Source organism: Nocardiopsis alba, assembly GCF_000710955.1.
Taxonomy (GTDB): domain Bacteria; phylum Actinomycetota; class Actinomycetes; order Streptosporangiales; family Streptosporangiaceae; genus Nocardiopsis; species Nocardiopsis alba.
Genome location: NZ_BAZE01000001.1, coordinates 452,514 through 474,447, shown reverse-complemented (window position 1 = coordinate 474,447; position 21,934 = coordinate 452,514). Strand labels below are relative to the sequence as shown.

19 protein-coding genes and 2 riboswitches are annotated in these 21,934 nt (G+C 71.1%); of the genes, 14 read left to right on the top strand and 5 right to left on the bottom strand.

Annotation, left to right across the window (positions count from 1 at the left end):
* The first annotated feature begins 82 nt into the window (after positions 1 to 82).
* Both TR33_RS01985 and TR33_RS01980 read left to right on the top strand, forming a co-directional pair.
* Entirely contained in the window at positions 83 to 637 is a 555-nt protein-coding gene (locus tag TR33_RS01985) for an adenine phosphoribosyltransferase (RefSeq protein WP_014910858.1), read from the top strand.
* Positions 638 to 1,280: 643 nt separating this feature from the next.
* Positions 1,281 to 3,458 carry a RelA/SpoT family protein gene (locus tag TR33_RS01980; protein WP_017534114.1) on the top strand — a complete coding sequence of 726 codons (2,178 nt, stop codon included), beginning with the start codon at positions 1,281 to 1,283 and terminating at the stop codon, positions 3,456 to 3,458.
* A gap of 91 nt (positions 3,459 to 3,549) precedes the next feature.
* Here TR33_RS01980 and TR33_RS01975 read toward each other — a convergent pair whose 3' ends face one another.
* The 4 genes from TR33_RS01975 to TR33_RS01960 all read right to left on the bottom strand — a co-directional run bounded on the left by TR33_RS01975 (position 3,550) and on the right by TR33_RS01960 (position 7,031).
* Positions 3,550 to 4,017 (bottom strand): nitroreductase/quinone reductase family protein, encoded by a 468-nt coding sequence (locus TR33_RS01975; RefSeq protein WP_017534113.1) that lies wholly within the window; start codon positions 4,015 to 4,017, stop codon positions 3,550 to 3,552.
* 100 nt (positions 4,018 to 4,117) lie between these two features.
* Positions 4,118 to 5,311: an acyl-CoA dehydrogenase family protein gene (locus tag TR33_RS01970; protein ID WP_042281005.1), complete on the bottom strand. Its 1,194-nt coding sequence runs from the start codon at positions 5,309 to 5,311 to the stop codon at positions 4,118 to 4,120.
* 49 nt (positions 5,312 to 5,360) lie between these two features.
* On the bottom strand, positions 5,361 to 6,644 hold the full coding sequence (locus TR33_RS01965) for a CaiB/BaiF CoA transferase family protein (RefSeq protein WP_014911943.1): 1,284 nt from the start codon (positions 6,642 to 6,644) through the stop codon (positions 5,361 to 5,363).
* Between the two features lie 3 nt (positions 6,645 to 6,647).
* On the bottom strand, positions 6,648 to 7,031 hold the full coding sequence (locus tag TR33_RS01960) for a DUF3870 domain-containing protein (RefSeq protein WP_014909282.1): 384 nt from the start codon (positions 7,029 to 7,031) through the stop codon (positions 6,648 to 6,650).
* A 215-nt stretch (positions 7,032 to 7,246) separates the two neighbouring features.
* A riboswitch (SAM riboswitch) is annotated at positions 7,247 to 7,361 on the top strand.
* Between the two features lie 64 nt (positions 7,362 to 7,425).
* Between TR33_RS01960 and TR33_RS01955 the strand changes: the two genes are divergently transcribed.
* The 3 genes from TR33_RS01955 (at position 7,426) to TR33_RS01945 (ending at position 10,292) form a co-directional block, all read left to right on the top strand.
* The gene (locus TR33_RS01955) at positions 7,426 to 8,796 is read left to right on the top strand and encodes an aminotransferase class V-fold PLP-dependent enzyme (RefSeq protein ID WP_017534111.1); all 1,371 of its coding nucleotides are present in this window, start codon (positions 7,426 to 7,428) and stop codon (positions 8,794 to 8,796) included.
* Between the two features lie 252 nt (positions 8,797 to 9,048).
* Positions 9,049 to 9,765 (top strand): SAM-dependent methyltransferase, encoded by a 717-nt coding sequence (locus tag TR33_RS01950; protein WP_042281004.1) that lies wholly within the window; start codon positions 9,049 to 9,051, stop codon positions 9,763 to 9,765.
* The gene (locus TR33_RS01945) at positions 9,756 to 10,292 is read left to right on the top strand and encodes a DinB family protein (RefSeq protein WP_017534109.1); all 537 of its coding nucleotides are present in this window, start codon (positions 9,756 to 9,758) and stop codon (positions 10,290 to 10,292) included. The genes TR33_RS01950 and TR33_RS01945 overlap by 10 nt, the downstream gene beginning before the upstream one ends.
* A gap of 24 nt (positions 10,293 to 10,316) precedes the next feature.
* Here TR33_RS01945 and TR33_RS01940 read toward each other — a convergent pair whose 3' ends face one another.
* Positions 10,317 to 12,491 carry a primosomal protein N' gene (locus TR33_RS01940; protein ID WP_042281282.1) on the bottom strand — a complete coding sequence of 725 codons (2,175 nt, stop codon included), beginning with the start codon at positions 12,489 to 12,491 and terminating at the stop codon, positions 10,317 to 10,319.
* A gap of 121 nt (positions 12,492 to 12,612) precedes the next feature.
* On the opposite strand from TR33_RS01940, the gene fmt reads away from it, so the two are divergent.
* The 9 genes from fmt to TR33_RS01895 all read left to right on the top strand — a co-directional run bounded on the left by fmt (position 12,613) and on the right by TR33_RS01895 (position 21,908).
* Positions 12,613 to 13,548, top strand: coding sequence for a methionyl-tRNA formyltransferase (gene fmt / locus TR33_RS01935; protein ID WP_017534107.1), 936 nt, complete (start codon positions 12,613 to 12,615; stop codon positions 13,546 to 13,548).
* A 78-nt stretch (positions 13,549 to 13,626) separates the two neighbouring features.
* A complete protein-coding gene (locus TR33_RS01930; protein WP_014911175.1) occupies positions 13,627 to 15,093 on the top strand; it encodes an RsmB/NOP family class I SAM-dependent RNA methyltransferase in 1,467 nt (488 codons plus the stop codon).
* 119 nt (positions 15,094 to 15,212) lie between these two features.
* Entirely contained in the window at positions 15,213 to 15,884 is a 672-nt protein-coding gene (gene rpe / locus TR33_RS01925; protein ID WP_017534106.1) for a ribulose-phosphate 3-epimerase, read from the top strand.
* 293 nt (positions 15,885 to 16,177) lie between these two features.
* Complete coding sequence (locus TR33_RS01920; RefSeq protein ID WP_017534105.1) at positions 16,178 to 17,179, top strand: phosphatase PAP2 family protein; 1,002 nt, start codon at positions 16,178 to 16,180, stop codon at positions 17,177 to 17,179.
* Positions 17,180 to 17,247: 68 nt separating this feature from the next.
* Positions 17,248 to 17,378: riboswitch (FMN riboswitch) on the top strand.
* Positions 17,379 to 17,496: 118 nt separating this feature from the next.
* The gene (locus TR33_RS01915) at positions 17,497 to 18,123 is read left to right on the top strand and encodes a riboflavin synthase (protein WP_014910686.1); all 627 of its coding nucleotides are present in this window, start codon (positions 17,497 to 17,499) and stop codon (positions 18,121 to 18,123) included.
* A gap of 76 nt (positions 18,124 to 18,199) precedes the next feature.
* A complete protein-coding gene (locus TR33_RS01910; RefSeq protein ID WP_017534104.1) occupies positions 18,200 to 19,495 on the top strand; it encodes a bifunctional 3,4-dihydroxy-2-butanone-4-phosphate synthase/GTP cyclohydrolase II in 1,296 nt (431 codons plus the stop codon).
* A 55-nt stretch (positions 19,496 to 19,550) separates the two neighbouring features.
* The gene (ribH, locus tag TR33_RS01905) at positions 19,551 to 20,024 is read left to right on the top strand and encodes a 6,7-dimethyl-8-ribityllumazine synthase (RefSeq protein ID WP_017534103.1); all 474 of its coding nucleotides are present in this window, start codon (positions 19,551 to 19,553) and stop codon (positions 20,022 to 20,024) included.
* 89 nt (positions 20,025 to 20,113) lie between these two features.
* Positions 20,114 to 20,572: a PH domain-containing protein gene (locus TR33_RS01900; protein WP_014910411.1), complete on the top strand. Its 459-nt coding sequence runs from the start codon at positions 20,114 to 20,116 to the stop codon at positions 20,570 to 20,572.
* A gap of 169 nt (positions 20,573 to 20,741) precedes the next feature.
* Positions 20,742 to 21,908 (top strand): XdhC family protein, encoded by a 1,167-nt coding sequence (locus TR33_RS01895; RefSeq protein WP_017534102.1) that lies wholly within the window; start codon positions 20,742 to 20,744, stop codon positions 21,906 to 21,908.
* Positions 21,909 to 21,934: the final 26 nt, after the last annotated feature.

Below are 21,934 nucleotides of genomic sequence, written 5' to 3'. Positions count from 1 at the left end.
CCGGCCCCGGCACTCCGGGTCCGGTACCGCCGTCGTTCGGTGACCCCATCGAACCGACCCATAGAAGAAGGCACCACCCGCCATGCCCGACGACACCGTGACCCCGGAGATCGCCGTGGACCTCGCCCTGATCGAGTCCCGGATCCGTGACGTCCCCGACTTCCCGCACGAGGGGATCCTGTTCAAGGACATCACCCCGCTGCTCGCCCATAGGGAGGCCTTCGCCGCGGCCGTCGACGGGATGTCGGCCCCCTTCCGCGCGGAGGGCGTCGACCACGTCGTCGGGTTGGAGGCGCGGGGGTTCATCTTCGGCGCCCCGATCGCGATGGCGTTGGGCGCCGGTTTCGTTCCCGCGCGCAAAGCCGGGAAACTGCCCGCGAAGACCATCGACCGGTCCTATGATCTTGAGTACGGCACCGCGACCGTCGAGATCCACGCCGACGCGATCGCTCCGGGCGCCCGTGTGCTCATCGTCGACGACGTCCTCGCGACGGGCGGCACCGGCAGGGCCGCGGTGGAGCTGGTCCGCAAGGCGGGTGGTACGGTCGTGGGATTCTCCGTCCTGATGGAGCTCGCAGCGCTCCGAGGGCGCGAGATGTTGCCCGACGTGGAGCCGCACATCCTCCTCTCGGTCTGACCGGAGATCCTCTCCTCGGCTGTCGCCTCACGGGGAATAGCGCGACGGTCCGTCCTCGTTGATCTACTCCGACACTCGGTGTGACGTACCTGGTGACCCGGGTCACCACGCGTACCACCGAAGTGGTGGGAACGAGGGACGCGAGGGGGTCGGACCGCTCCCCGCCCGCTCGGGGCGGGGCCCACTAGACTGGTGGGAAGAGGTGAACCGCGGCGGCCGCGTCGGCGAACGGCCCTGATGACACACGTGCACCGGAAGCCGAGCCCGCGAACGCCGGCTCCACCGGGCGGATCCGCGGGAGGTAGGCATGCCAAACGAAGTGGTTTCGACCGGAGCGACGTCCGCACGTGAGCAGGAGCGGGCGAACCCGTCCGAGACGGCCGAACGTACCTTCGAGAGGGACCGTGCCCCACAGGCCCCACAAGGCGCTCGCGCCGACGTGCCCGGAGGGCACACCGATGGCGATCGTGCCACGACCGCCGACAGACCACAGGGGGACCGCCCGGAGGGCGCCGCGGAGCATGCGGCGCCCTCCGACGTCTCGGGGCGGGAGATCCCGGGGCGCCAGGCGACCTCCACCACCCCCTCCACGGTGCGAGTACGCAGAAGGCTCGCCCGACTCGGCGCTCAGCGGGGAGTGACGATGAACCCGGTGCTCGAACCACTGATCAAGACGGTGCGGGCCACCCACCCCAAGGTGGACGTCCGGCTGATCGAGCGCGCCTACGAGGTGGCCGCCCACCACCACCGTCACCAGAAACGCAAGAGCGGCGACCCCTACATCACCCACCCGCTCGCCGTCGCCACCATCCTCGCCGAACTCGGCATGCAGGAGGCCACCCTGGCCGCCGCCCTGCTGCACGACACCGTCGAGGACACCGACTACTCCCTCGACGAGCTGCGCGCGGACTTCGGCGACGAGATCGCCGAACTGGTCGACGGCGTCACCAAGCTGGACAAGGTCAAGTACGGCGAGGCCACCCAGGCCGAGACGGTCCGCAAGATGGTCGTGGCCATGGCCCGCGACATCCGGGTCCTGGTCATCAAGCTGTGCGACCGCCTGCACAACATGCGCACCCTGCGCTACCTGCCCAAGAGGGCCAAGCGCGAGAAGAAGGCCCGCGAGACCCTGGAGATCTTCGCGCCGCTCGCCCACCGCCTGGGCATGAACACCATCAAGTGGGAGCTGGAGGACCTGGCCTTCGCCACCCTCTACCCCAAGCGCTTCGACGAGATCGCCCGTCTGGTCTCCGAACGCGCGCCCCGCCGCGACGTCTACCTCCAAGAGGTCATCGAGGCGGTCTCCGCCGACCTGCGCGAGTCCAAGCTCAAGGCGACCGTACGCGGCCGGCCCAAGCACTACTACTCGATCTACCAGAAGATGATCGCCCGCAACTGCGGCTTCGACGAGATCTACGACCTCATCGCGGTGCGGGTCCTGGTGGACAGCGTCCGGGACTGCTACGCGGCCCTGGGGACCATCCACGCGCGATGGAACCCGGTGCCGGGCCGGTTCAAGGACTACATCGCCATGCCGAAGTTCAACATGTACCAGTCGTTGCACACGACGGTCATCGGCCCCTCCGGCAACCCGGTCGAACTCCAGATCCGCACCCGCGCGATGCACCGACGCGCCGAATACGGCATCGCCGCGCACTGGAAGTACAAGGAGGACCGCAACACCGGCGGCGACGCCAAGGCCAAGGGCACCACCGACATGCAGTGGCTGCGCCAGCTCATCGACTGGCAGCAGGAGACCAAGGACCCGGGCGAGTTCCTGGAATCGCTGCGCTTCGACCTGTCGGTGCAGGAGGTGTTCGTCTTCACCCCTCAGGGCGACGTCATCTCCCTTCCGCAGGGGGCCACCGCCGTCGACTTCGCCTACGCGGTGCACACCGAGGTGGGCCACCGCACGGTCGGGGCCCGGATCAACGGACGTCTGGTGCCGCTGGAGAACGAGCTGCACAACGGCGAGACCGTGGAGATCCTCACCTCCAAGGACCCAGACGCCGGCCCCAGCCGCGACTGGCTCAACTTCGTCAAGAGCGCCCGCGCCCGTAACAAGATCCGCCACTGGTTCACCAAGGAACGCCGTGAGGCCGCGATCGAGCAGGGCAAGGAGGAGATCGCCAAGGTCATGCGCAAGCAGGAGCTGCCGGTCAAGCGCCTGTTCAGTGGAGAGGCGCTCATCGCCCTGGCCGGGGACCTGCGCTATCCGGACGTGGACTCGCTCTACGCGGCGGTGGGGGAGCGCCAGGTCAGCGCGCAGAGCATCGTCGGCAAGCTCGTCGACGCCATGGGGGGCCTGGACAGCCATACCGAGGACATCGCCGAGTCCTCCCTGCCCTCCAAGGCCGCGGCCGGTCGACAGCGTTCGGGCAACCCGGGCGTGGTCGTGGCCGGCGACGGGGACGTGTGGGCGCGTCTGTCCAAGTGTTGTACCCCCGTCCCGGGCGACGAGATCGTCGGTTTCGTGACCCGGGGCAACGGGGTGTCGGTGCACCGGGCCGATTGCGCCAACGCCGCCAGCCTGGACCGGGAGCGCATGGTCGACGTCGAGTGGCGGCCCACCGAGGACTCCATGTTCCTGGTGGCCCTGCACGTGGAGGCGCTGGACCGGGCCCGGCTGCTGTCGGACATCACCCGGGTCCTGTCCGACCAGCACGTCAACATCCTGTCGGCCACCGTGCAGACCAGTCGGGACCGGGTGGCGCAGAGCCGTTTCACCTTCGAGATGGCCGACCCCACCCACCTGGGCAGTGTCCTGCGCGCGGTGCGCGGGGTCGACGGCGTCTACGACGTCTTCCGCGTGCGCAACTGATCGCGGACGGGTCGCTCGTGCGGCCCTGCCTCGCACAAGAGAAAGGCCCCGGCCACCCGAGGGGGTGGCCGGGGCCCTTCCCGTGTCCGGTTCAGATCCGGATGGTCGTGGACCGCACGATCCGGAAGACCGGGTGCCGATCGGCCTCGGCCACGAACGCCTCCACCGGGGCCTCCGGCGGGGCGTCGAAGTACGGGGCCACGATCGCGGCGCGGCCGTGATCCAGATACTCGCGCAGCGCCGGACCGGCCTCCTCGGGGGCCGCCTCCCGCACGCTCACCAGTTCGATCCAACCACCCCGACGCAGGGTCGCGAAACCGTCCTTGCGCAGGTTGCGCACCCAGTTCACCTCGCCGTACGGGGAGACCAGGTACCGGCCGTTCTCGCCGTCCAGCACACTGACCGGAGTGGTCCGCAAGAACCCGGACCTGCGCCCCCGGGTGGTGAGCAGGTGCATCTCCGGCGGGCAGACCCCGTACTTGACGAAGCCGCTGACGACCGCGTCGGCGACACGGCGCAGCCTCGTCGCCTCGAACCGCTTGGTCGGTTCGTTCACCATCTGGGCTACTCCCTCACTCGGCTGTTCCCCATTGTGGTGGGTGACGGCCTCCGATGACACCCGGGAATCGGCGAGATCCGGCACAGGAACGGACGAGTCCTCAGCGGAAGGCGGAGATCCCGGTGACGGCCTGACCGATGCTCAGCGCGTGGATGTCCTCGGTCCCCTCGTAGGTGGCGACGGTCTCCAGGTTCACCATGTGGCGCATCACCGGGTACTCCAGGGTGATGCCGTTGGCCCCGTGCAGCCCGCGCGAGACGGACGCCACCCGCTGGGCCGCCGCCACGTTGGCGAACTTACCGAAGCTGACGTGGTTGTGGTGGCATTCGCCCCGGTCCTTGAGTCGGCCGATGCGCAGCGCCGTCATGCCGGCGTGGTTGACGTCCACGACCATGTCGGCCAGCTTGCGCTGGGTGAGCTGGAAACCGCCGATGGGGCTTCCGAACTGCTCACGGGTGAGCGAGTACTCGCGGGCCGCCTCGTAGCAGGCGCGGGCGGCGCCGGCCACGCCCCACACGATCCCGTACCGGGCCTCGTTCAGGCAGGACAGCGGGGAACCCAACCCCTTGGAGGAGGGCAGCACCGCGTCCTCGGGCAGACGCACGCCCTCCAGGACCAGTTCGGAGGTGATGGAGGCGCGCAGGGACAGCTTCTTGTGCACGACGTTGGCGGTGAACCCGGGGGTGTCGGTGGGCACGACGAACCCGCGGATGCCCTCGTCGGTGGCGGCCCACACCACGGCGACGTCGGCGACCGAACCGTTGGTGATCCACATCTTGGTGCCGTCGAGGACCCAGTCGGAGCCGTCCTTACGGGCACGGGTGCGCATCGAGCCCGGGTCGGAGCCCGAGTCGGGCTCGGTCAGACCGAAACAGCCGATCGCGTCGCCGGCGGCCATGCGCGGCAGCCACTCGTTCTTCTGCTCCTCGGAGCCGAACTTGTGGATCGCGGCCATGGCCAGGGATCCCTGCACGGACACGAAGCTGCGCAGACCGGAGTCGACCGCCTCCAGCTCTCGGCAGGCCAGACCGTAGGCGACGGCGCTGGAACCGCCGCAGCTGTAGCCCTCCAGGTGCATGCCGAGGACACCGAGGTCGCCGAAGGCCTTGGCCAGACCACGCGGGTCGGGCAGGGTGCCGGCCTCGAACCAGTCGGCGACGTGCGGCAGGAGCTCGCGGGAGGCGAATCCGCGGACGGCGTCGCGCACGTCGCGTTCGGTGTCGGACAGTTCGGAGTCGACCGCCAGGAAGTCGTACGGGTCCGGGGCGGCGGCCTTGTGTCGGGGGTCGCTCATGGGCGGATGTCCTCTCGTGACTCTGTGCTGTGCGGGGTCGGTACGGGGGTCATTCGGTGGTATCGGGACGGACGTCGGTGCGCTGGACGGCGCCGCGTTCGACGAGCGCGGCGATGCGTTCCGGTGTCAGCCCCAGCTCGGTGAGGATCTCCTCGGAGTGCTGACCGAGCAGCGGGGGAGCGGCCATCGGTACGGGGGTCCCGGCCATGCGGAACCCGGCGCGCACCTGTTCGAGCGGGCCGGCGGTGGGGTGGTCGACGGTGCGCAGGACGTCGTCGCCCGAGGTGTCGGCGGTGCGCAGGGCGTCCAGGACCCCGCGTACGCGGCCGACGGGGACCCCGGCATCGACCAGGGCCGTCATCCAATGGTCGGCCGGGCGCGATCGCAGGACCTTGGACAGTTCGTCGATCAGGGCGTCACGGTGGGCGACCCGGTCCGGGTTGGTGCCGTAACGGGGGTCCTCGGCCAGGTCGGGGCGGTCGATCGCCGCGCACAGGCGCCGGTAGAGGGCGTCGTTCCCGGCGGCCACCACGATCTCCGCGTCGGCGGTCGGGAACACCTGGTAGGGCACGATGGTGGTGTGCGCGTTGCCCACCCTCGCGGGCTCCCGATCGGTGACCAGGGACTGCTGGGCGAGGTTGACCAGGGCGGAGAGGGTGGAGTTGATCAGCGAGACGCTGATCTCCTCGCCCCTGCCGGTCTCCCGGGCCCGCATGAGCGCCCCCAGGATGCCCACGGCGGCGTTGAGGCCGGTGAGCACGTCGGTCAGGGCCACCCCCACCTTGCTCGCGGGGCCCTCGGCCGGGCCGGTGGTCGCCATCAGACCGCTCTCGGCCTGCACGACGATGTCGAAACCCGGTCGACCGGTCGGTTCGTGCTCGGGGCCGAAACCGCTCACCGAGCAGTACACGACCGCGGGGTTGCGTTCGCTGATCCGCTCGTAGCCCAGGCCCAGACGGTCGATCACCCCCGGACGGAAGTTCTGGATGACCACGTCGGAGGAGGCGCACAGCTCCTGCACCGCGGCCAGACCCTCGGGGTCCTTCAGGTCCACGGCCAGGCTGCGCTTGTTCCGGTTGACGGACAGGAAGTAGGCGGCCTCGCCGGGGGAGTGCGCGGCCTCGTGCTCCTCGGTGGGCGCGGCGTAGGGCGGCCCCCAGGAACGGGTGTCGTCTCCTCGCCCGGGCTGTTCGATCTTGACGACCTCGGCGCCCATGTCCGCCAACAACATGGTCGCGTAGGGGCCGGCCAGGACCCGGGACAGATCGGCGATCCGGACCCCCGCCAGGGGCAGGGGCGCGTCGGTCGTGGAGGGTTCGGGACTGGTGGTCAAGGGTCACTCCTCGCCGTCGGGGGCAACGGGAAGCTGGTCGCCGTCCCGCAACTGGTAGTAGGTCTCCAGGCAGCGACGCAGGGCCGTCGTGAGCGCGGCGCCCGACTGGCCCGCGTACCGTGTCTGGACCCGATGGACGATCTCCGCGATGTCCTCGGTCACCGAGGCGCCCTCCACCAGGGCACGGAAGAAGTCCTTGGCCAGGTCGGTGAGCAGGGTGGTGTCCGCGGCGACGATGCGGCCGTCCGCGGAGTCCACCGCGAGCACGACACCGAGCCGCTGGTACTGGGAATGGCTCGCCACCGAGTCGGGAAGACGGGCGTAGCCGGAGATGAGCACAACCCTGGGGTTGCGGAAGAGCTGCTGAATACGGTCGTCGCCGTGCAACGGACACACCTCTCGTCTGCGGGCATGCGAAAACTCCGATGGACTGGAGTCTCGCGCCTGAAGGGCGGCCGGGGGAAACCGGACACCCGCGACGTGAGGGCAGTTCGGGAACAGTATGGCCCAGTGGCTCCTCTCGATGTCAAGCAGGGAGGTGTTCCAGACCACAGGAGAGCGCGGGTGCGCCCTCACCGAACGTTGTGTTACATTTCCGCACAGGTCACGAGTGCCAGCGTCAAGCCCCGGCTTGCTGGCCGGCAACCCTCCTTCCGCGGTGGGGTGCCCCGGGTGAGGACCAGGTCCCGACACGACCGTGTCAGACAAGCGCGGACCCCTGAGGCTGAGCCATGCGGAGCCATGCCCTGTGGGTCCCCCGACCCACAGAAGAGGTGCCCTCATGACCACTGTCATCCCGTTCGACCCCGCCCGTGCCGGCCGTACCGACGGAGTGCCCCACCCGGCCTCCCGCCCGGCCTCCGCCGACCGTTCGATCGTCACCGCGGACGGTGGTGTCCCCCTGATCACCGGCGAGCGCGTCGACTACGCCAACTTCGACTACGCGGCCAGCGCCCCCTGTCTGACCGCCGTCGCCGACGCCCTCTCCACGGCCCTGCCGTTCTACGCCAGTGTGCACCGGGGCGCGGGTCACCACTCCCAGGTCAGCACCGAGGCCTACGAACGCTCCCGGCGCAGCGTCGCCCGCTTCCTGGGGGCACGCCCGGACACCGACGCCGTGGTCTTCGTCCGCGGCACCACCGACGCCCTCAACCTGCTGGCCCGCTCCGTCCCCGAGGGCTGCACCGTGGTGGTCTTCGAGTCCGAGCACCACGCGAGCCTGCTCCCCTGGGAGCACCCCGCGGCCCGCTCCGGCCGGGTGGTGCGGCTGCCGCTGCCCGAGAGCCCCGAGGCCGCCGTCGAGGCCGCGCGCGAGGCCCTGCGCGCGGCGCCGGAGGGGCCCCGACTGCTGTGCGTGACGGCGGCCTCCAACGTCACCGGCGAGATCTGGCCGATCGCCGAGCTGGTGGCGGCCGCCCACGCCGAGGACGCCCGGGTGGTGGTCGACGCCGCCCAGTACGTGCCCCACCTGCCGTTCAGCCTGGCCGAGACCGGCGCCGACTACGTGGCGCTGTCCGGGCACAAGCTCTACGCCCCCTTCGGATCCGGGGTGCTGGCCGGACGTTCCGACTGGCTGAGCGAGGCCACCCCCTACCTGTCCGGCGGCGGCGCCACCCGGCGGGTGAGCGAGCACGACGTCCTCTGGAACGACCTGCCGGCCCGGCACGAGGCGGGCAGCCCCAACGTGCTGGGCGCCGTGGCGCTGGCCGCGGCCTGTGACGCCTTCACCCCCGAGGCCCTGGCCGAGCAGCACATCCGTGAGTCGGTCCTGCTGGAGCGGCTGCGTTCGGGGTTCGCCGAGATCGACGGGGTGCACGAGCTGACCCTGTGGGACGCCGAGCACGAACGGGTCGGCATCGTCTCCTTCGTGGTCGACGGGCTGCCCGCGGGCCTGCTGGCCGCCGCCCTGTCGGCGGAGTACGGCATCGGGGTGCGCGACGGCCTGTTCTGCGCCCACCCGCTCACCGACCACCTGCTCCCCGAGGGGCACGACCAGGCGGTCCGCGCCAGCCTCGGCGTGGGGACCACCGAGGAGCACGTCGACCGTCTGGTCGGCGCGGTAGCCGATCTCGTCGCCCGCGGTCCGCGCTGGGAGTACGTCGACCTCGACGGTCGCCTCGTCCCCGCCCCGGACCCGCGCGCCACGCTCTGAACCCCCTCCGAGACCCGCTCCGTCCGGTCCGGGACGCTCCGACGCGGCCCTCGGGACCTCGGTCCCGCACGAACGCGGGACCGAGGTTCGTGTGAAGAGAGCAGAAGGACACATTTCACCCGGGGGTGTGTCGGGTATCACTTTCGCAGACGGTACTATCTGGCCCTGACGGCAAGGCGCGCACCGTCGGGGACCCGACCGGTCCCCTCGGCTCCGGCGCCCTGCCCGCCACAGGCGAACCGGTTGGGGAGCGTGATCGTGACGGACGTCCGAGGACCCGAGGCAGGTCGTCTCACGGCCGTGTTCCGAGAACGTCGACCCCTCCGGGTTCCAGGGCAGCGCCCCCGCGTGGTCGAACTCGACACCCGTGATCGCCCGGCGGCGGACCCGGCACGGGCCGAGGAGATCCGTCTCCACCAGGCCTTTCTCGGCCGGGTCGTCGACTACCTGTGCGCCGACGCGGGCGTACGCCAGTTCGTGGACTGGGGCTGTCCGGTCCCCGGCACGACCGAGCGAATACGCGAGGCCGCCCCCGAGGCCCGGGTCGTCCATGTCGCCCCCGAGGGCACCGCGGGCGTCCTGGCCTCCTCCGGGACCGCGACCGCCCTGTCCGGTGACGGTTCCGGGACCAGGTCGCTCCTTCGCAGGCTCCGTGACAGCGGGCTCGTCGACTTCGGCGAGCCCGTCGCCGTTCTGATGACCCGTCCCTTCCCCTCCGGCGCCGCCCCCGATGGCCTCGGCGACCTGCGCTCCCTCATGCGCGGCGGCGGCTACCTCGCCCTCACCTCCACCGCCTCCCGTGCCGAACTGGAGCGTGCCTTCGACCCCTTCCGCACGCTCGAGCCCGGGGTCGCCGACCTCACCTGGTGGCCCTACCCGGACGAGGACGTGCCCGACCGGGGCTGTGGGATCCTGGCCGGCCTGGGCCGAGTCCGTGAACGAGGAAGGGGTACGAGCCGATGGCGGTGAACTGGAACGGCGAGATCCTCGCTCAGACCCGCTTCTACTGGGATTTCTCGCTGTGGCCCCGTCTCGAGGGGCTCACCGACGAGGAGTTCTACTGGGAGCCGGTGGAGAACTGCTGGACCGTGCGCCGGCGTGAGGACGGACGTCACGCACCCGACGGCGCCTATCCCGAACCCGATCCGCCGCCGGTCACCACCATCGCCTGGCGGCTCGGCCACATCGTGGTCGACGTGCTGGAGACCCGGATCGACCGCCACTTCGGCGACGGCACCGCCAACCGCGACACCATCGACTGGCCCTCGACCGCCGACGAGGCCCGCGAACGCCTGCGCGTCGCCTACCTCACCTGGTCCGAGTACGTGGGGCGGCTCGACGACGAGGACCTGGCCCGGCCGGTCGGCTCGGCCGAACCGTCCCAGTGGTCGACCTTCCCGATGGTCGTCCTGGTCCTGCACCTGAACCGGGAGCTGATCCACCACGGCGCCGAGGTCGCCCTGCTCCGGGACCTCTACCGCGCCGACTTCGGCTAGGAGCGACGCCCGCATCCGGGGGACTCAGATCACCCGGAGCGGGTCCACCCGCACCTGCGCCAGATGCTCGTCACGGCGGGCGCTGCGCGCCACGGCGGCCGCCTTCAACGCCCGGGCCAGGGCGCCGATCGATCCTCGGGGCACCCGCAACAGGGCGCGTTCGGTCGGCTGCCCACCCTGGTCGGAGCGTTCGGGGTCGATCGGGACCGGTCCGAGCAGTTCGGCCTCCTCGGGCAGGGCGATCTGGTCCAGAAGCTCGCGCACGTGCTCGGCGCCGCCGGTGATCGAGGCCATCGAGACGGCCGGAGGGAAGCCCAACCCCCTGCGGTCGGCCAGCTCGCGTTCGGCGAAACCGCCCGGATCCCAACGCACCAGCGCCTGGACCACCGGGGAGGAGGCGTCCGCCGACACGACCACGGTGCCTCCGGGACGGACCAGGGCGGCGGCGTTCAGCCACCGGCGCAGGGTCTCCTCGGAGGCGCGCAGGTCGGCCCGGTTGAGCAGCGCCCACCCGTCCAACAGGACGGCGGCCGCGTAGCCGTCGCCCTCGACCGTCGGTTCGGCGCCGGGGGTGGCCACCACCAGCGCCGGACGATCCGGCACCCGGGTCAGTACCTCTTCGCGGCCCGAGGTGCGCACCGCCAACGAAGGGAAGGCACGCCCCAGCTCCTCGGCGGTACGGCGGGCCCCCACCACGACGGCGCGCATACGCGTCACCCCGCACTCGGGGCAGGCCCACTGTCCGGCCACACGCCCGCACCAGCCGCAGGAGGGCATGGCGTGCGATCCGCGCAGCGCCAACGGGCCGTGGCAGGCGTCGCAACGGGCGGGCTCCCGGCATCCGGCGCAGGCCAGGCTGTTCAGGTACCCCCTCCGAGGGACCTGGAAGAGCACGGGTCCCGACCTGGTGGCCTCTCGGGCGGAGCGGAGCGCCAGGCTGGGCATACGGGCGGAGCGGGCGGCCTCGTCCCGTGCCAGCTCCCGGTCGTCCCCGGCCGGACGGATGACCGGGGCCCGCCGGCGCAGGGTCGCCCGGTCGGCGAGCAGCGGATGGGCCCACCCCGATTCCACCAGGAGTTGGGCGTCGGTGGTGCGGGTGTGTCCACCGATGAGCGCTCCGGCGCCCGCCTTGTGCGCGCGCATGGCCAGCACCGTGCGCGCGTGCGGGTAGGGGGCGTGCGGCTCCACGTGCACGTCGTCGCCGTCGTCCCACAGCACCACCAGACCCAGGTCGCGCACAGGAGCGAAGACGGCGGCCCTGGTACCGACCACTACCCGGACGCCGCCCCGCAGGACCGACAGCCAACGCCGGTAGCGTTCGGCCGGACCCAGGTCGGCGGTGAGCGCCGCGTGCCGTCCCTCGCCCAGGTGCCGGACGAGCGCGGCGTCCACCGAGGCCACGTCGCGACCGTCGGGCAGCACGATCACGGTGCCCCGGTCCGCGGCCAGGGCGGCCCGCGCCGCCACCGCGATCGCGTCGGTCCAGTCGGTGCCCGGCAGGGCGTTCCATACGGCGCGGGCGGGCCGGCCCTCGCTCAGCGCGCGGACGAACGCGGGACCTTCCGGATAGGCGTCCCACGGCCCCGGGTCGATGCCCAGGACGGCGGCCTCCACCGTCCCTTGGACGGCGGGCCCTTCGCCCTCGGCCGTCTCCGGGGGCGGGGCGGTGTCCGACGGGGGGGCCTCGCCTCCGTCGTCGGTGTCCGAGGTCTTCGCGTCGGGCGCGGTCTCCTTCTCCACCCGCGCGTGGCGGGGAGGGATGGCCAGACGCAGAACGTCGCTCAGCGTGCCCGCGTAGCGGTCGGCCACCGCCCGGGCCAGATCCAGGATCTCGGGGGAGAGCACGGGTTCGGGGGAGACCACCGTCTCCAGGTAGGCCAGGCGTCCCGCGAACTCCGAACTCTCCACCCGCTCGACGAGCAGGCCCGCGAGCTGACGGCCGTTGAAGCGGACCTTCACCCGACAGCCCGGTACGGCCTTCTCGTCCATGTCGGCGGGCACCCGGTAGTCGAAGGGGCGATCCAGATGAGGGAGGGGGGTGTCCACGATGACACGCGCGATGGGAAGCCGGTCGGCGGGCCTGCGCGCGGCCGGACGCCGCCCCTTCGCGGTGGCGGCCTTCTCCTTGGCCGTCTCCTTCCTCGCCCCCGCGGGCAGGTCGAAGAGGCCCTCATCGGGGTCACCGGACTGCGCTGTCATCATCCATGGTCTATCAGATCGCGACGACGGTCCCACGGCGCGAGGGATCCGACACCACCGGCGAACGGCGGGAACCCTGGTAGAACAGTGATCCGTAACCGCTGTGGAGGGGGAACCGACCATGAAGCTCGTCTTTGCCGGTACACCGGAGGTGGCGGTGCCCTCGCTCCGGGCACTGATCGACTCCGATCACGAGGTCGCCGCCGTGGTCACCCGACCCGACGCCCGCTCCGGACGCGGCCGCAAGGTGTCGGCGAGCCCGGTCGCCGAGCTGGCCGAGAGCGAGGGCATCGAGGTCCTCAAACCGGCGAAGGCCGGAGACCCGGGGTTCCTGGAGCGGCTGAGGGAGATCGCCCCCGACTGCTGTCCGGTGGTCGCCTACGGCGCGCTGCTGCCCCAGAGCGCCCTGGACATCCCCGAGCACGGGTGGGTCAACCTGCACTTCTCCCTGCTGCCCGCGTGGCGCGGGGCGGCCCCGGTCCAGCACGCCCTGCTGCACGGGGACGACGTCACCGGGGCCTCCACCTTCCGGATCGTCAAGGAACTCGACGCCGGACCGGTCTTCGGCACCCTGGCAGAGACGGTCCGTCCCACCGACACCAGCGGTGAACTCCTGGGACGGCTGGCCGAGTCCGGGGCCGGTCTGCTGCTCCGCACGATCGACGGCATCGCCTCGGGCGAGCTGTCGCCGGTGCCCCAGCCGGAGGCCGACGTCTCCTACGCGAGCAAGCTCACCCCGCTGGACGCCGAACTCGACTTCACCGCGCCCGCCCGGCGGGTGGACCGGGTCGCCCGGGCCTGCACGCCGGCCCCCGGCGCCTGGACGACCTTCCGCGGCACCCGGCTGAAGGTGGGCCCGGTCCGTCCGATCACCGACGCCGACCGCCCCGAACTGGAGCCGGGACGCCTGCACGTCGACAAGAAGCGGGTCCTGGTGGGCACCAGTACCCACCCGGTCGAACTCGGCACGGTTCAGCCCCAGGGGAAGAAGGCCATGGCGGCGGTGGACTGGGCCCGGGGGACGCGCCCCACCGAAGACGACCTTCTGGGGCGTTGAGCTGCCGTACTCTCGATGCTGGCGTGCGCGGGAGCGCGCGCCGGAACACGTCCCCGGCTTGTTGAGGCAGAGCACACGTTGAGCGAGCAGTCCCGTTCCCAGCACCACCGCCCTCGACGGGGCGCCGAGTCCGGGCGTGGCGGTCGTCGCTCCGGACCGCCGCCCCGTCCGCGCGACCCGGCCCGCAGGGTCGCCTACGACGTGCTGCGCGCGGTCGAACAGCGCGACGCCTACGCGAACCTGCTGTTGCCGGTCCTGTTGAGCGAGCGCGGCGTCCATGGTCGTGACGCGGCCCTGGCCACCGAGCTGACCTACGGCACCCTGCGCCGTCAGGGGACCTACGACGCCGTCCTGGAGACCTGCGTGGACCGCACGCTGGCCTCGGTGGACGGCGAGGTGCTCCCTCTGCTGCGGATGGGCGCGCACCAACTGCTGTCCACCAACATCCCGCCGCACGCGGCGGTCGGTGAGACGGTCGATCTGGCCAGGCGGGTGGTGGGCCACCACCGCTCCCGGTTCGTCAACGCGATCCTGCGCAAGGTGAGCGCCCGCGACCTGGAGGAGTGGACGGCGATCGTCGCCCCCGAGCGCGACCGGGATCCGAGCGGCTATCTGTCGGTCGTCCACAGCCACCCGCGTTGGGTGGTCAAGGAACTGGCCCGCGCGCTCGGGGAGCGGGCGAAGGACGCCGGTCTGCCGCGCACCGAGGAACTGCTGAAGGCCCACAACGAGCGTCCCAGGGTGACCCTGGTCGCCAAGCCGGGACGTTCGAAGGTCTCGGACCTGGAGGAGGCCGGGGCCGAGCCCGGCCGTTACTCGCCCTTCGCCGCCTACCTGCCGGAGGGGGACCCCGGCGCCATCCGCGAGGTGCGCCAGAACCGGGCCGCGGTCCAGGACGAGGCGAGCCAGCTCGTCGCCCTGGCGCTGACCCGGGTCGACGCCCATGGCGAGGACCGTCGTTGGTTGGACATGTGCGCCGGGCCCGGCGGTAAGGCGGGGCTGTTGGCCTCCCTCGCCGGGCAGCGCGACGCCCGCCTGGTGGCCTCCGAGCTCCAGCCCGCGCGGGCCGGTCTGGTGGCCGGCGCCGTACGCCGCGCCCCTCGGGACGCCGGGCGCGCGATCGTCGCGGACGGCACCAGGCCCGCGTGGCGTCGCGAGGTCTTCGACCGTGTCCTGGTGGACGTGCCCTGCACCGGGCTGGGCGCTCTGCGTCGCCGTCCGGAGTCGCGGTGGCGGCGTTCGCCGGAGAACGTCGTCGAGTTGGCCCCGCTCCAACGGGAGCTGCTCACGAAGGCGGTGGAGTCGGTGCGTCCGGGCGGTGTGGTGGCCTACGTGACCTGTTCGCCACACCTGGACGAGACCGATGTCATCGTCCAGGGGGTGCTCTCGGAGCGCGACGACCTGGAGCTGCTGCGGGCCCCGGACTACCTCGACGAGGTCCCCGACCTCGCGGCGGGGCCGGAGGGAAGGTACGCGCAGTTCTGGCCGCACGTGCACGGCACCGACGCGATGTTCCTGGCCCTGCTGCGTAAGCGGAACGGCTGATCCGACCCGGATCGAGGACCCTCGATCCGGGCTTATTCGGACATATATGGATCTACTTCGTAAAGGTGTCGGCTTGGAGGGGTGGGTCGATCGGTGGGCGGGGTCTGTACACTGCCGACGTGGGCATTCAGATCTCTCCCAGCATCCTCAGCGCCGATTTCGCGCACCTGGCCGACGAGGCCGCCGCGGTGCCGACCGCCGACTGGCTGCACGTCGACGTCATGGACGGACACTTCGTCCCCAACCTGACGTTGGGGCTGCCCATCGTGGAGTCCCTGCTCAAGGCGACCTCCACGCCTCTGGACTGCCACCTGATGATCGAGGACCCCGATCGCTGGGCGCCCGCCTACGCCGAGGCCGGAGCGGGCAGCGTCACAGTCCACGCCAAGGCCGCGAGCGCCCCAGTGCGCACCCTGCGGGAGATCCGTCGACAGGGGGCCCGGGCCGGCCTGGCCCTCAACCCAGCCGAACCGGTCGAGCCCTATGCCGACCTGGTCGGAGAGATGGATATGCTTCTCCTGATGACCGTCGAACCCGGTTTCGGAGGTCAGCGGTTTCTTGACCTGGTTCTGCCCAAGATTCGCCGAGCGCGTGAGATCCTGGACAGCAGGGAGGCCTCCGTCTGGCTTCAGGTCGACGGTGGCGTGAGCGACGAGACCATCGAGCGCGCGGCCGAGGCCGGCGCCGACGTCTTCGTCGCCGGATCGGCCGTCTACGGGGCCCAGGATCCGGCGAGCGCGGTCGAGTCGCTGCGCGAACAGGCCCGTCGGGCCTCGAACCCGACCACATAGACCATCTCCGAAGGGGCGCGGCCGCCCGCACCCACCACCCCGGTGCGGCCGCGCCCCGCCCTTCTTCTCTCCCCCGCCGGTAACGATCACGGCGCGCCCACGCGCGGGTCTGGCCATCGGCGGAGCCCGCCGCCTATGCTTCTGCCCCGGTAGTCGTAACCCTCCGCTTGGTCGCGGCTCCGTCTTCCCCACGCGAGGTCGCGGGCGACCGGGGGAGCGGCGCGGCGTGAGCGCGTTGCCAGGCGCGGATCCCTGGAGTGCGCGTGAACGCTCTGAGCGTCGGACATACGGTCATGGAGCCCTACCTGGAGGCCGAGACGGGCCCCATCCTCTGGTTGCAGGAGTGGGGGCGTCCGCTCGTCGCGCCGATGGAGCTCATCACCCATCTGGGCTCCCAGGGCGTGCTCATCGTCCTGGTGGCCACCGTCTTCTGGTGCGTGAACGCCGGTCTCGGCGCGCGCATGTTCGTCCTGTTGATCTCCTCCGGGGTGGTCAACGGCCTGTTCAAGTCGTTGTCCTACTCCCCGCGTCCCTACTGGTTCGACGCCCGGATCACCGGATACCACCATCACAGCGGGTTCGGCATGCCCTCCGGGCACTCCCAGGCCGCGGTGGTCGCCTGGGGCTATCCGGCGATCCGGTCGGGGCGGCGCGCGGCGATGTGGGCGGCCGCGGTGGTGGTCCTCCTGGTGGCGTTCTCCCGGGTCCTGCTCGGCGCGCACTTCATCGGCGACGTGGTGGTCGGTCTCGCCCTGGGGATCCTGATCCTGTGGCTGTTCCTGCGTTACGAGGGCCGGGTGCTCGCCTGGTGGCTGGGGTCGGAGCCCCGGCGCACGGCCCTCTGGCTCCTGATCGTGGTCCTGACGCCCTGCGTGATCGCGACCGCCTGGCAGTACGGGGCCCGGGGGGACTGGACGGTCCCCACGACCGAGTGGATCGGCCCGACCCCCGCGGATCCGGTCGGGGCCTCCCTGGCGGGTCTGTACACGGCCTGTGGCGGACTCTTGGGCGGGGTGGCCGGTCTGACCCTGCTGTACCGGCGTGGTTGGTACAGCGCCGAGGGGACGATCACCGCGCGGGTGGCGCGTTTCGTCCTGGGTTTCTCGGTGCTGGTGGTCCTCCTGGTGGCGGAGCGGATCCTGTTCCGCGATCTGACCGGCCTGGCCTTGGCGCTCGTCTCCTTCGTGGTGTACGCCGCGGCGGCCTTCTGGGCCTCCTATGGCGCGCCGAGGGCGTTCGTCCGCAGCGGTCTGGCCACGTCGGCGGAGGTGGAAGGGCGAGGAGGGGGCCGGTGACACCTGTCACAGCGGCTAGGCGCTTCCGGAACGAAGGGGCTAGGATCGATCGTTGAGACAGCAGTCAAACGCGTGCTCCGGGGTCGGTGAAAGTCCGAACCGGCGGTGATAGTCCGCGACCCGGCCGAATCCATCGGCCGGTTGAACCGGTGGAATTCCGGTACCGACGGTGAAAGTCCGGATGGGAGGCAGTACGCGTTGGGACGGTACGAGGGCTTCGTCGTTCTTCGGCGTACCCCTTCGTCACCGACCCCCTCGTGGATCCGTTCATCCACTCCCTTTTCCCCGGAGCCTCATCAGGCGAAGGGACGTAGGGCGTGTTCACCGGAATCGTGGAAGAGCTCGGCGAGGTCGTCTCCATCGAACCGACCGGCGACGGCGGTGAGTCCGTGGCGCTCGCCGTCCGCGGTCCTCTGGTCTCCTCGGACGCCTCGCGGGGCGATTCCATCGCGGTCAACGGCGTGTGCCTGACCGTGGTCGATCTGGCCGAGGGGATCTTCACCGCCGACGTGATGAAGGAGTCCCTGGACCGTTCCTCCCTGGGGACGCTCGTCCCGGGGGCCCCGGTCAACCTGGAGCGGGCCGCCCGTGTCGACGGTCGTCTGGGCGGTCACATCGTGCAAGGGCACGTCGACGGCACCGCCGTCCTGATCTCCAGGGACCCGGGGGACCGCTGGGACGTCCTCCGTTTCGGCCTGGCCCCGGAACTGTCCCCGTACGTGGTGGAGAAGGGCTCGATCACCGTCGACGGTACGAGCCTGACGGTCTCCGCCGTCAGCGAGCCCGGCGCAGCCGAGGAGTTCTTCGAGGTCAGCCTCATCCCGGCCACGTTGGAGGCGACCACTCTGGGCGCTCTGGCGCCCGGCGCCACCGTGAACATCGAGGTGGACGTCATCGCCAAGTACGTGGAGCGCATCGCCGCCGTGGCCCGGGTCCGGGCCTAGACACCCCTTCGGTTCGGGCCCCTTTCGTGCCCGCCACAGCATCCACCGCACACACGACGTACTCCAGGGAGCGGGAATGACCGTCACCGACACCAACCGGGCCGCCGACGCCGACACCGACGGGACCGTGGTCCTCGATCGGATCGAGGACGCCATCGCCGACTTCGCCGCGGGGCGGGCCGTCGTGGTCGTGGACGACGAGGACCGTGAGAACGAGGGCGACATCATCTTCGCGGCCGAGCTGGCCACGCCCGAACTGTTGGCGTTCATGATCCGTTACACGTCGGGCGTGGTGTGCGTGCCGATGGAGGGCGAGGATCTGGACCGGCTGGACCTGCCGCTGATGACCGCGCGCAACGAGGAGAGCCTGCGTACCGCCTACACGGTCACCGTCGACGCCCGTGAGGGCGTGACCACCGGGATCTCGGCCGCCGACCGGGCCCGGACGATCCGTCTGCTGGCGGGTGAGCGGAGCCTGCCGTCCGACTTCGTGCGTCCCGGCCACATCCTGCCGCTGCGCGCTCGCCCGGGCGGTGTGCTGGCCCGGCGCGGGCACACCGAGGCCTCCGTGGACCTCGCGCGGTTGGCGGGGCTGCGTCCGGCGGGGGTGTTGGCGGAGGTGGTCGAGGACGACGGCACGATGGCCCGGCTGCCCCGGTTGCGGGAGTTCGCCGACGAGCACGGCCTCAAGCTGATCTCGGTCGAACAGTTGGCGGCGCACCGTGCCTCCCTCGGGGAGACCCTGACCGAGGAGCAGGCCGCACCGCCGCTGGTCACCCGGATGGTCGAGACCCGCATGCCGAACCGGTACGGGGAATGGCGCGCGGTCGGTTTCAAGGGCACGGCCGACGGCGCGGAGCACGTCGCCCTGGTGTTCGGAGATCTGACCGACGGGGCCGACGTCCTGGCCCGTCTGCACTCGGAATGCCTGACCGGGGACGCGTTCGGTTCGCACCGGTGCGACTGCGGGGCCCAGTTGGACGCGGCCATGGCCGAGATCGCCGAGGCGGGGCGCGGTGTCCTGGTCTACCTCGGTGGGCACGAGGGGCGGGGGATCGGGCTGCTGCACAAGCTGCGCGCCTACAGTCTCCAGGATCGGGGGGTGGACACCGTCGACGCGAATCTGCGGCTGGGGCTGCCCGCGGACGCCCGCGAGTTCGGGGCGGGTGCCCGGATCCTCACGGACCTGGGTGTGGTCTCGGTGCGGCTGTTGTCCAACAACCCGGACAAGGCGGAGGCGCTGGAGCGCCATGGGGTGCGGGTGAGCGAGCGGGTGGCCATGCCGACGTTCGTCACCGACGACAACCTCTCCTACCTGTTGACCAAGCGGGACCGCATGGGGCACGACCTCGCCGCCGGGGTCACGCGTTAGTCGTGCGCTCGGAGCGCGGGGACATGTTCGTCATCGATTCGAAGAAGGGCCGGTCATGAGCGGTACGGGACGTCCGGAGCAGGAGCGCGTCGACGGTCGGGGGCTGTCGGTGGGCATCGTCGTCACTCGGTGGAACGAGCCGATCGTGCGGCCGATGCTCGACAACGCGTTGGAGGTGGTGAAGGCGTCGGGGGCCGCCGATCCGGTGGTGGTCGAGGTGGCCGGGGCGGTGGAGATCCCGGTGGTGGCCCAGGAGTTGGCGCGCTCGCACGACGCGGTGATCGCTCTGGGGGCGGTCATTCGAGGTGGGACGCCGCATTTCGACTACGTGTGTCTGTCGGTGACGCAGGGGCTGACCGAGGTGGCCCTTCGGGAGGCGACCCCTGTGGGCAATGGTGTGCTCACGTGTGACACCCTGGAACAGGCGCGTGACCGTGCCGGCCTGCCGGGGAGCGCCGAGAACAAGGGCGCCGAGGCCGCGCTGGCCGCTCTGGACACGGCGGTGACCCTGCGGGGGCTGCGCCGCTGATCCATGCCCCGTCGACGGTGCGCGCCCAGAGCGGACCCTTGGCGTGTGGACACGGATGGAGCTGGCAGGTGCGGACGAAGGAAGACTCCGTGGACGAGGCGTCGAAGCGCCCTGAGAGCCCGAGGACCTGGCGTCCCCGCGCGGTGCGGTTGGTCGCCTACGGGCTGGGGCTGTTGATCCTGTTGACCATGGTGCTGCTCGCCGTGATGCTTCCGGCCGACTGGCGTGTCCAGGATCGGGTGCTGGTCGTGATGTTGGGGCTGGTGGTCGCCGCCGGGCTGCACCTGTTGGCCCGACCTCGGCTGATCGCGATGGAGGACCGGGTCGTCGTCATCAACGGCATCCGTACGCATCACCTGGCGTGGCCGGAGGTGTTGGACATCCGGATGCCGGTGGGGGAGCCCTGGCCGTCGTTGGACCTGTCCGACGGCACCTCGTTGCCGGTGATGGGGATCCAGAGCACCGATGGCGATCTGGCCCGGCGCAACCTGGAGGAGTTCCGGGGGATGCTGGGGCGCGGTGAGACCGAGGAGCCCGAGCGTCCCTGACCCTCCGTGGAGCGGTCGGCGCCGCCTCCGTTCGTAGACGAAACCGAATCGAGCCCTCGTTTCCTGGAGAAACGGGGGCTCTTCCATGTGGCCCTGGGCACATAGGTTGGTATCGAGGAGCGCGGGTGTTCGGAGCGACCCGCCGGGGAGAGTCTGGGAGAGGTGCCGAGTGCGTGATGTACGAGCGACCGTGGCCGACCTGTACGCCTCGGGTGAGACGTTCGCGGTGGCGACGGTCATCGACACTTACAAGAGCGCTCCACGCGCGGCAGGGGCGTCGATGCTGGTCAGATCCTCCGGTGAGGTGGTCGGCAGTGTGTCCGGCGGCTGTGTGGAGGGCGCGGTCTACGAGGAGGCCCTGGAGGTCATCCGGACCGGCGTGCCGGTCCGTCGTACCTACGGGGTCAGTGACGAGGACGCCTTCAGTGTGGGGTTGACCTGTGGCGGGACCCTGCATCTGTTCGTGGAGCCGATCGGTCGCGACACCTATCGGGGGTTGGACGCGGTGCTGGACTCCATCGAGGAGCACCGGCCGGTGGCGGTGGCCACGATCGTGTCCGATCCTTCGGACGCCGGGAGGGTGGGTCGTCGGCGTCTGGTGTGGCCGGACTCGGCCGAGGGGGACCTGGGCGAGGGCGGGGAGCGGTTGTCCGCGGCCCTGGACGACGACGTGCGCGGCATGCTCGCGCAGGGGACCACGGGGCTGTTGCACTACGGGGTGGACGGTCAGCGGCGCGGGGACGAGCTGGAGGTGTTCGTCGAGTCGTTCGCTCCGGCGCCTCGCATGCTGGTGTTCGGGGCGATCGACTTCGCGGCGGCCGTGGCCGATCTGGGCACCTATCTGGGCTACCGGGTGACGGTGTGCGACGCCCGTCCGGTCTTCGCCACGGCGCGGCGTTTTCCCACCGCAGAGGAGGTGGTGGTCAAGTGGCCGCACGTGTTCCTGGACGAGATCGCCGACGAGATCGATCGGCGCACCGTGATCTGTGTGCTCACGCACGACCCCAAGTTCGACGTCCCCGTGCTCAAACGGGCGTTGGGCACCGAGGCCGGCTACATCGGGGCGATGGGCTCGCGTCGTACCCACGACGATCGGATGGAGCGGTTGCGCGAGGCCGGGGTCTCGGAGGAGGCGCTGGCGCGGTTGCATTCGCCGATCGGTCTCGATCTGGGGGCACGGACCCCGGAGGAGACCGCCGTGTCGATCGTGGCGGAGATGGTGGGGTCCCGTTGGGGCGGGAGCGGCCGGGAACTGCGGGAGACCACGGGGCGGATCCATCGGGATGCGCCTCTACCCCCACTGATTCCGGCCGGTTTCGGTCACTCGAGGGGGTGAACCGGAACCCGGGGGATTCGGAAAGC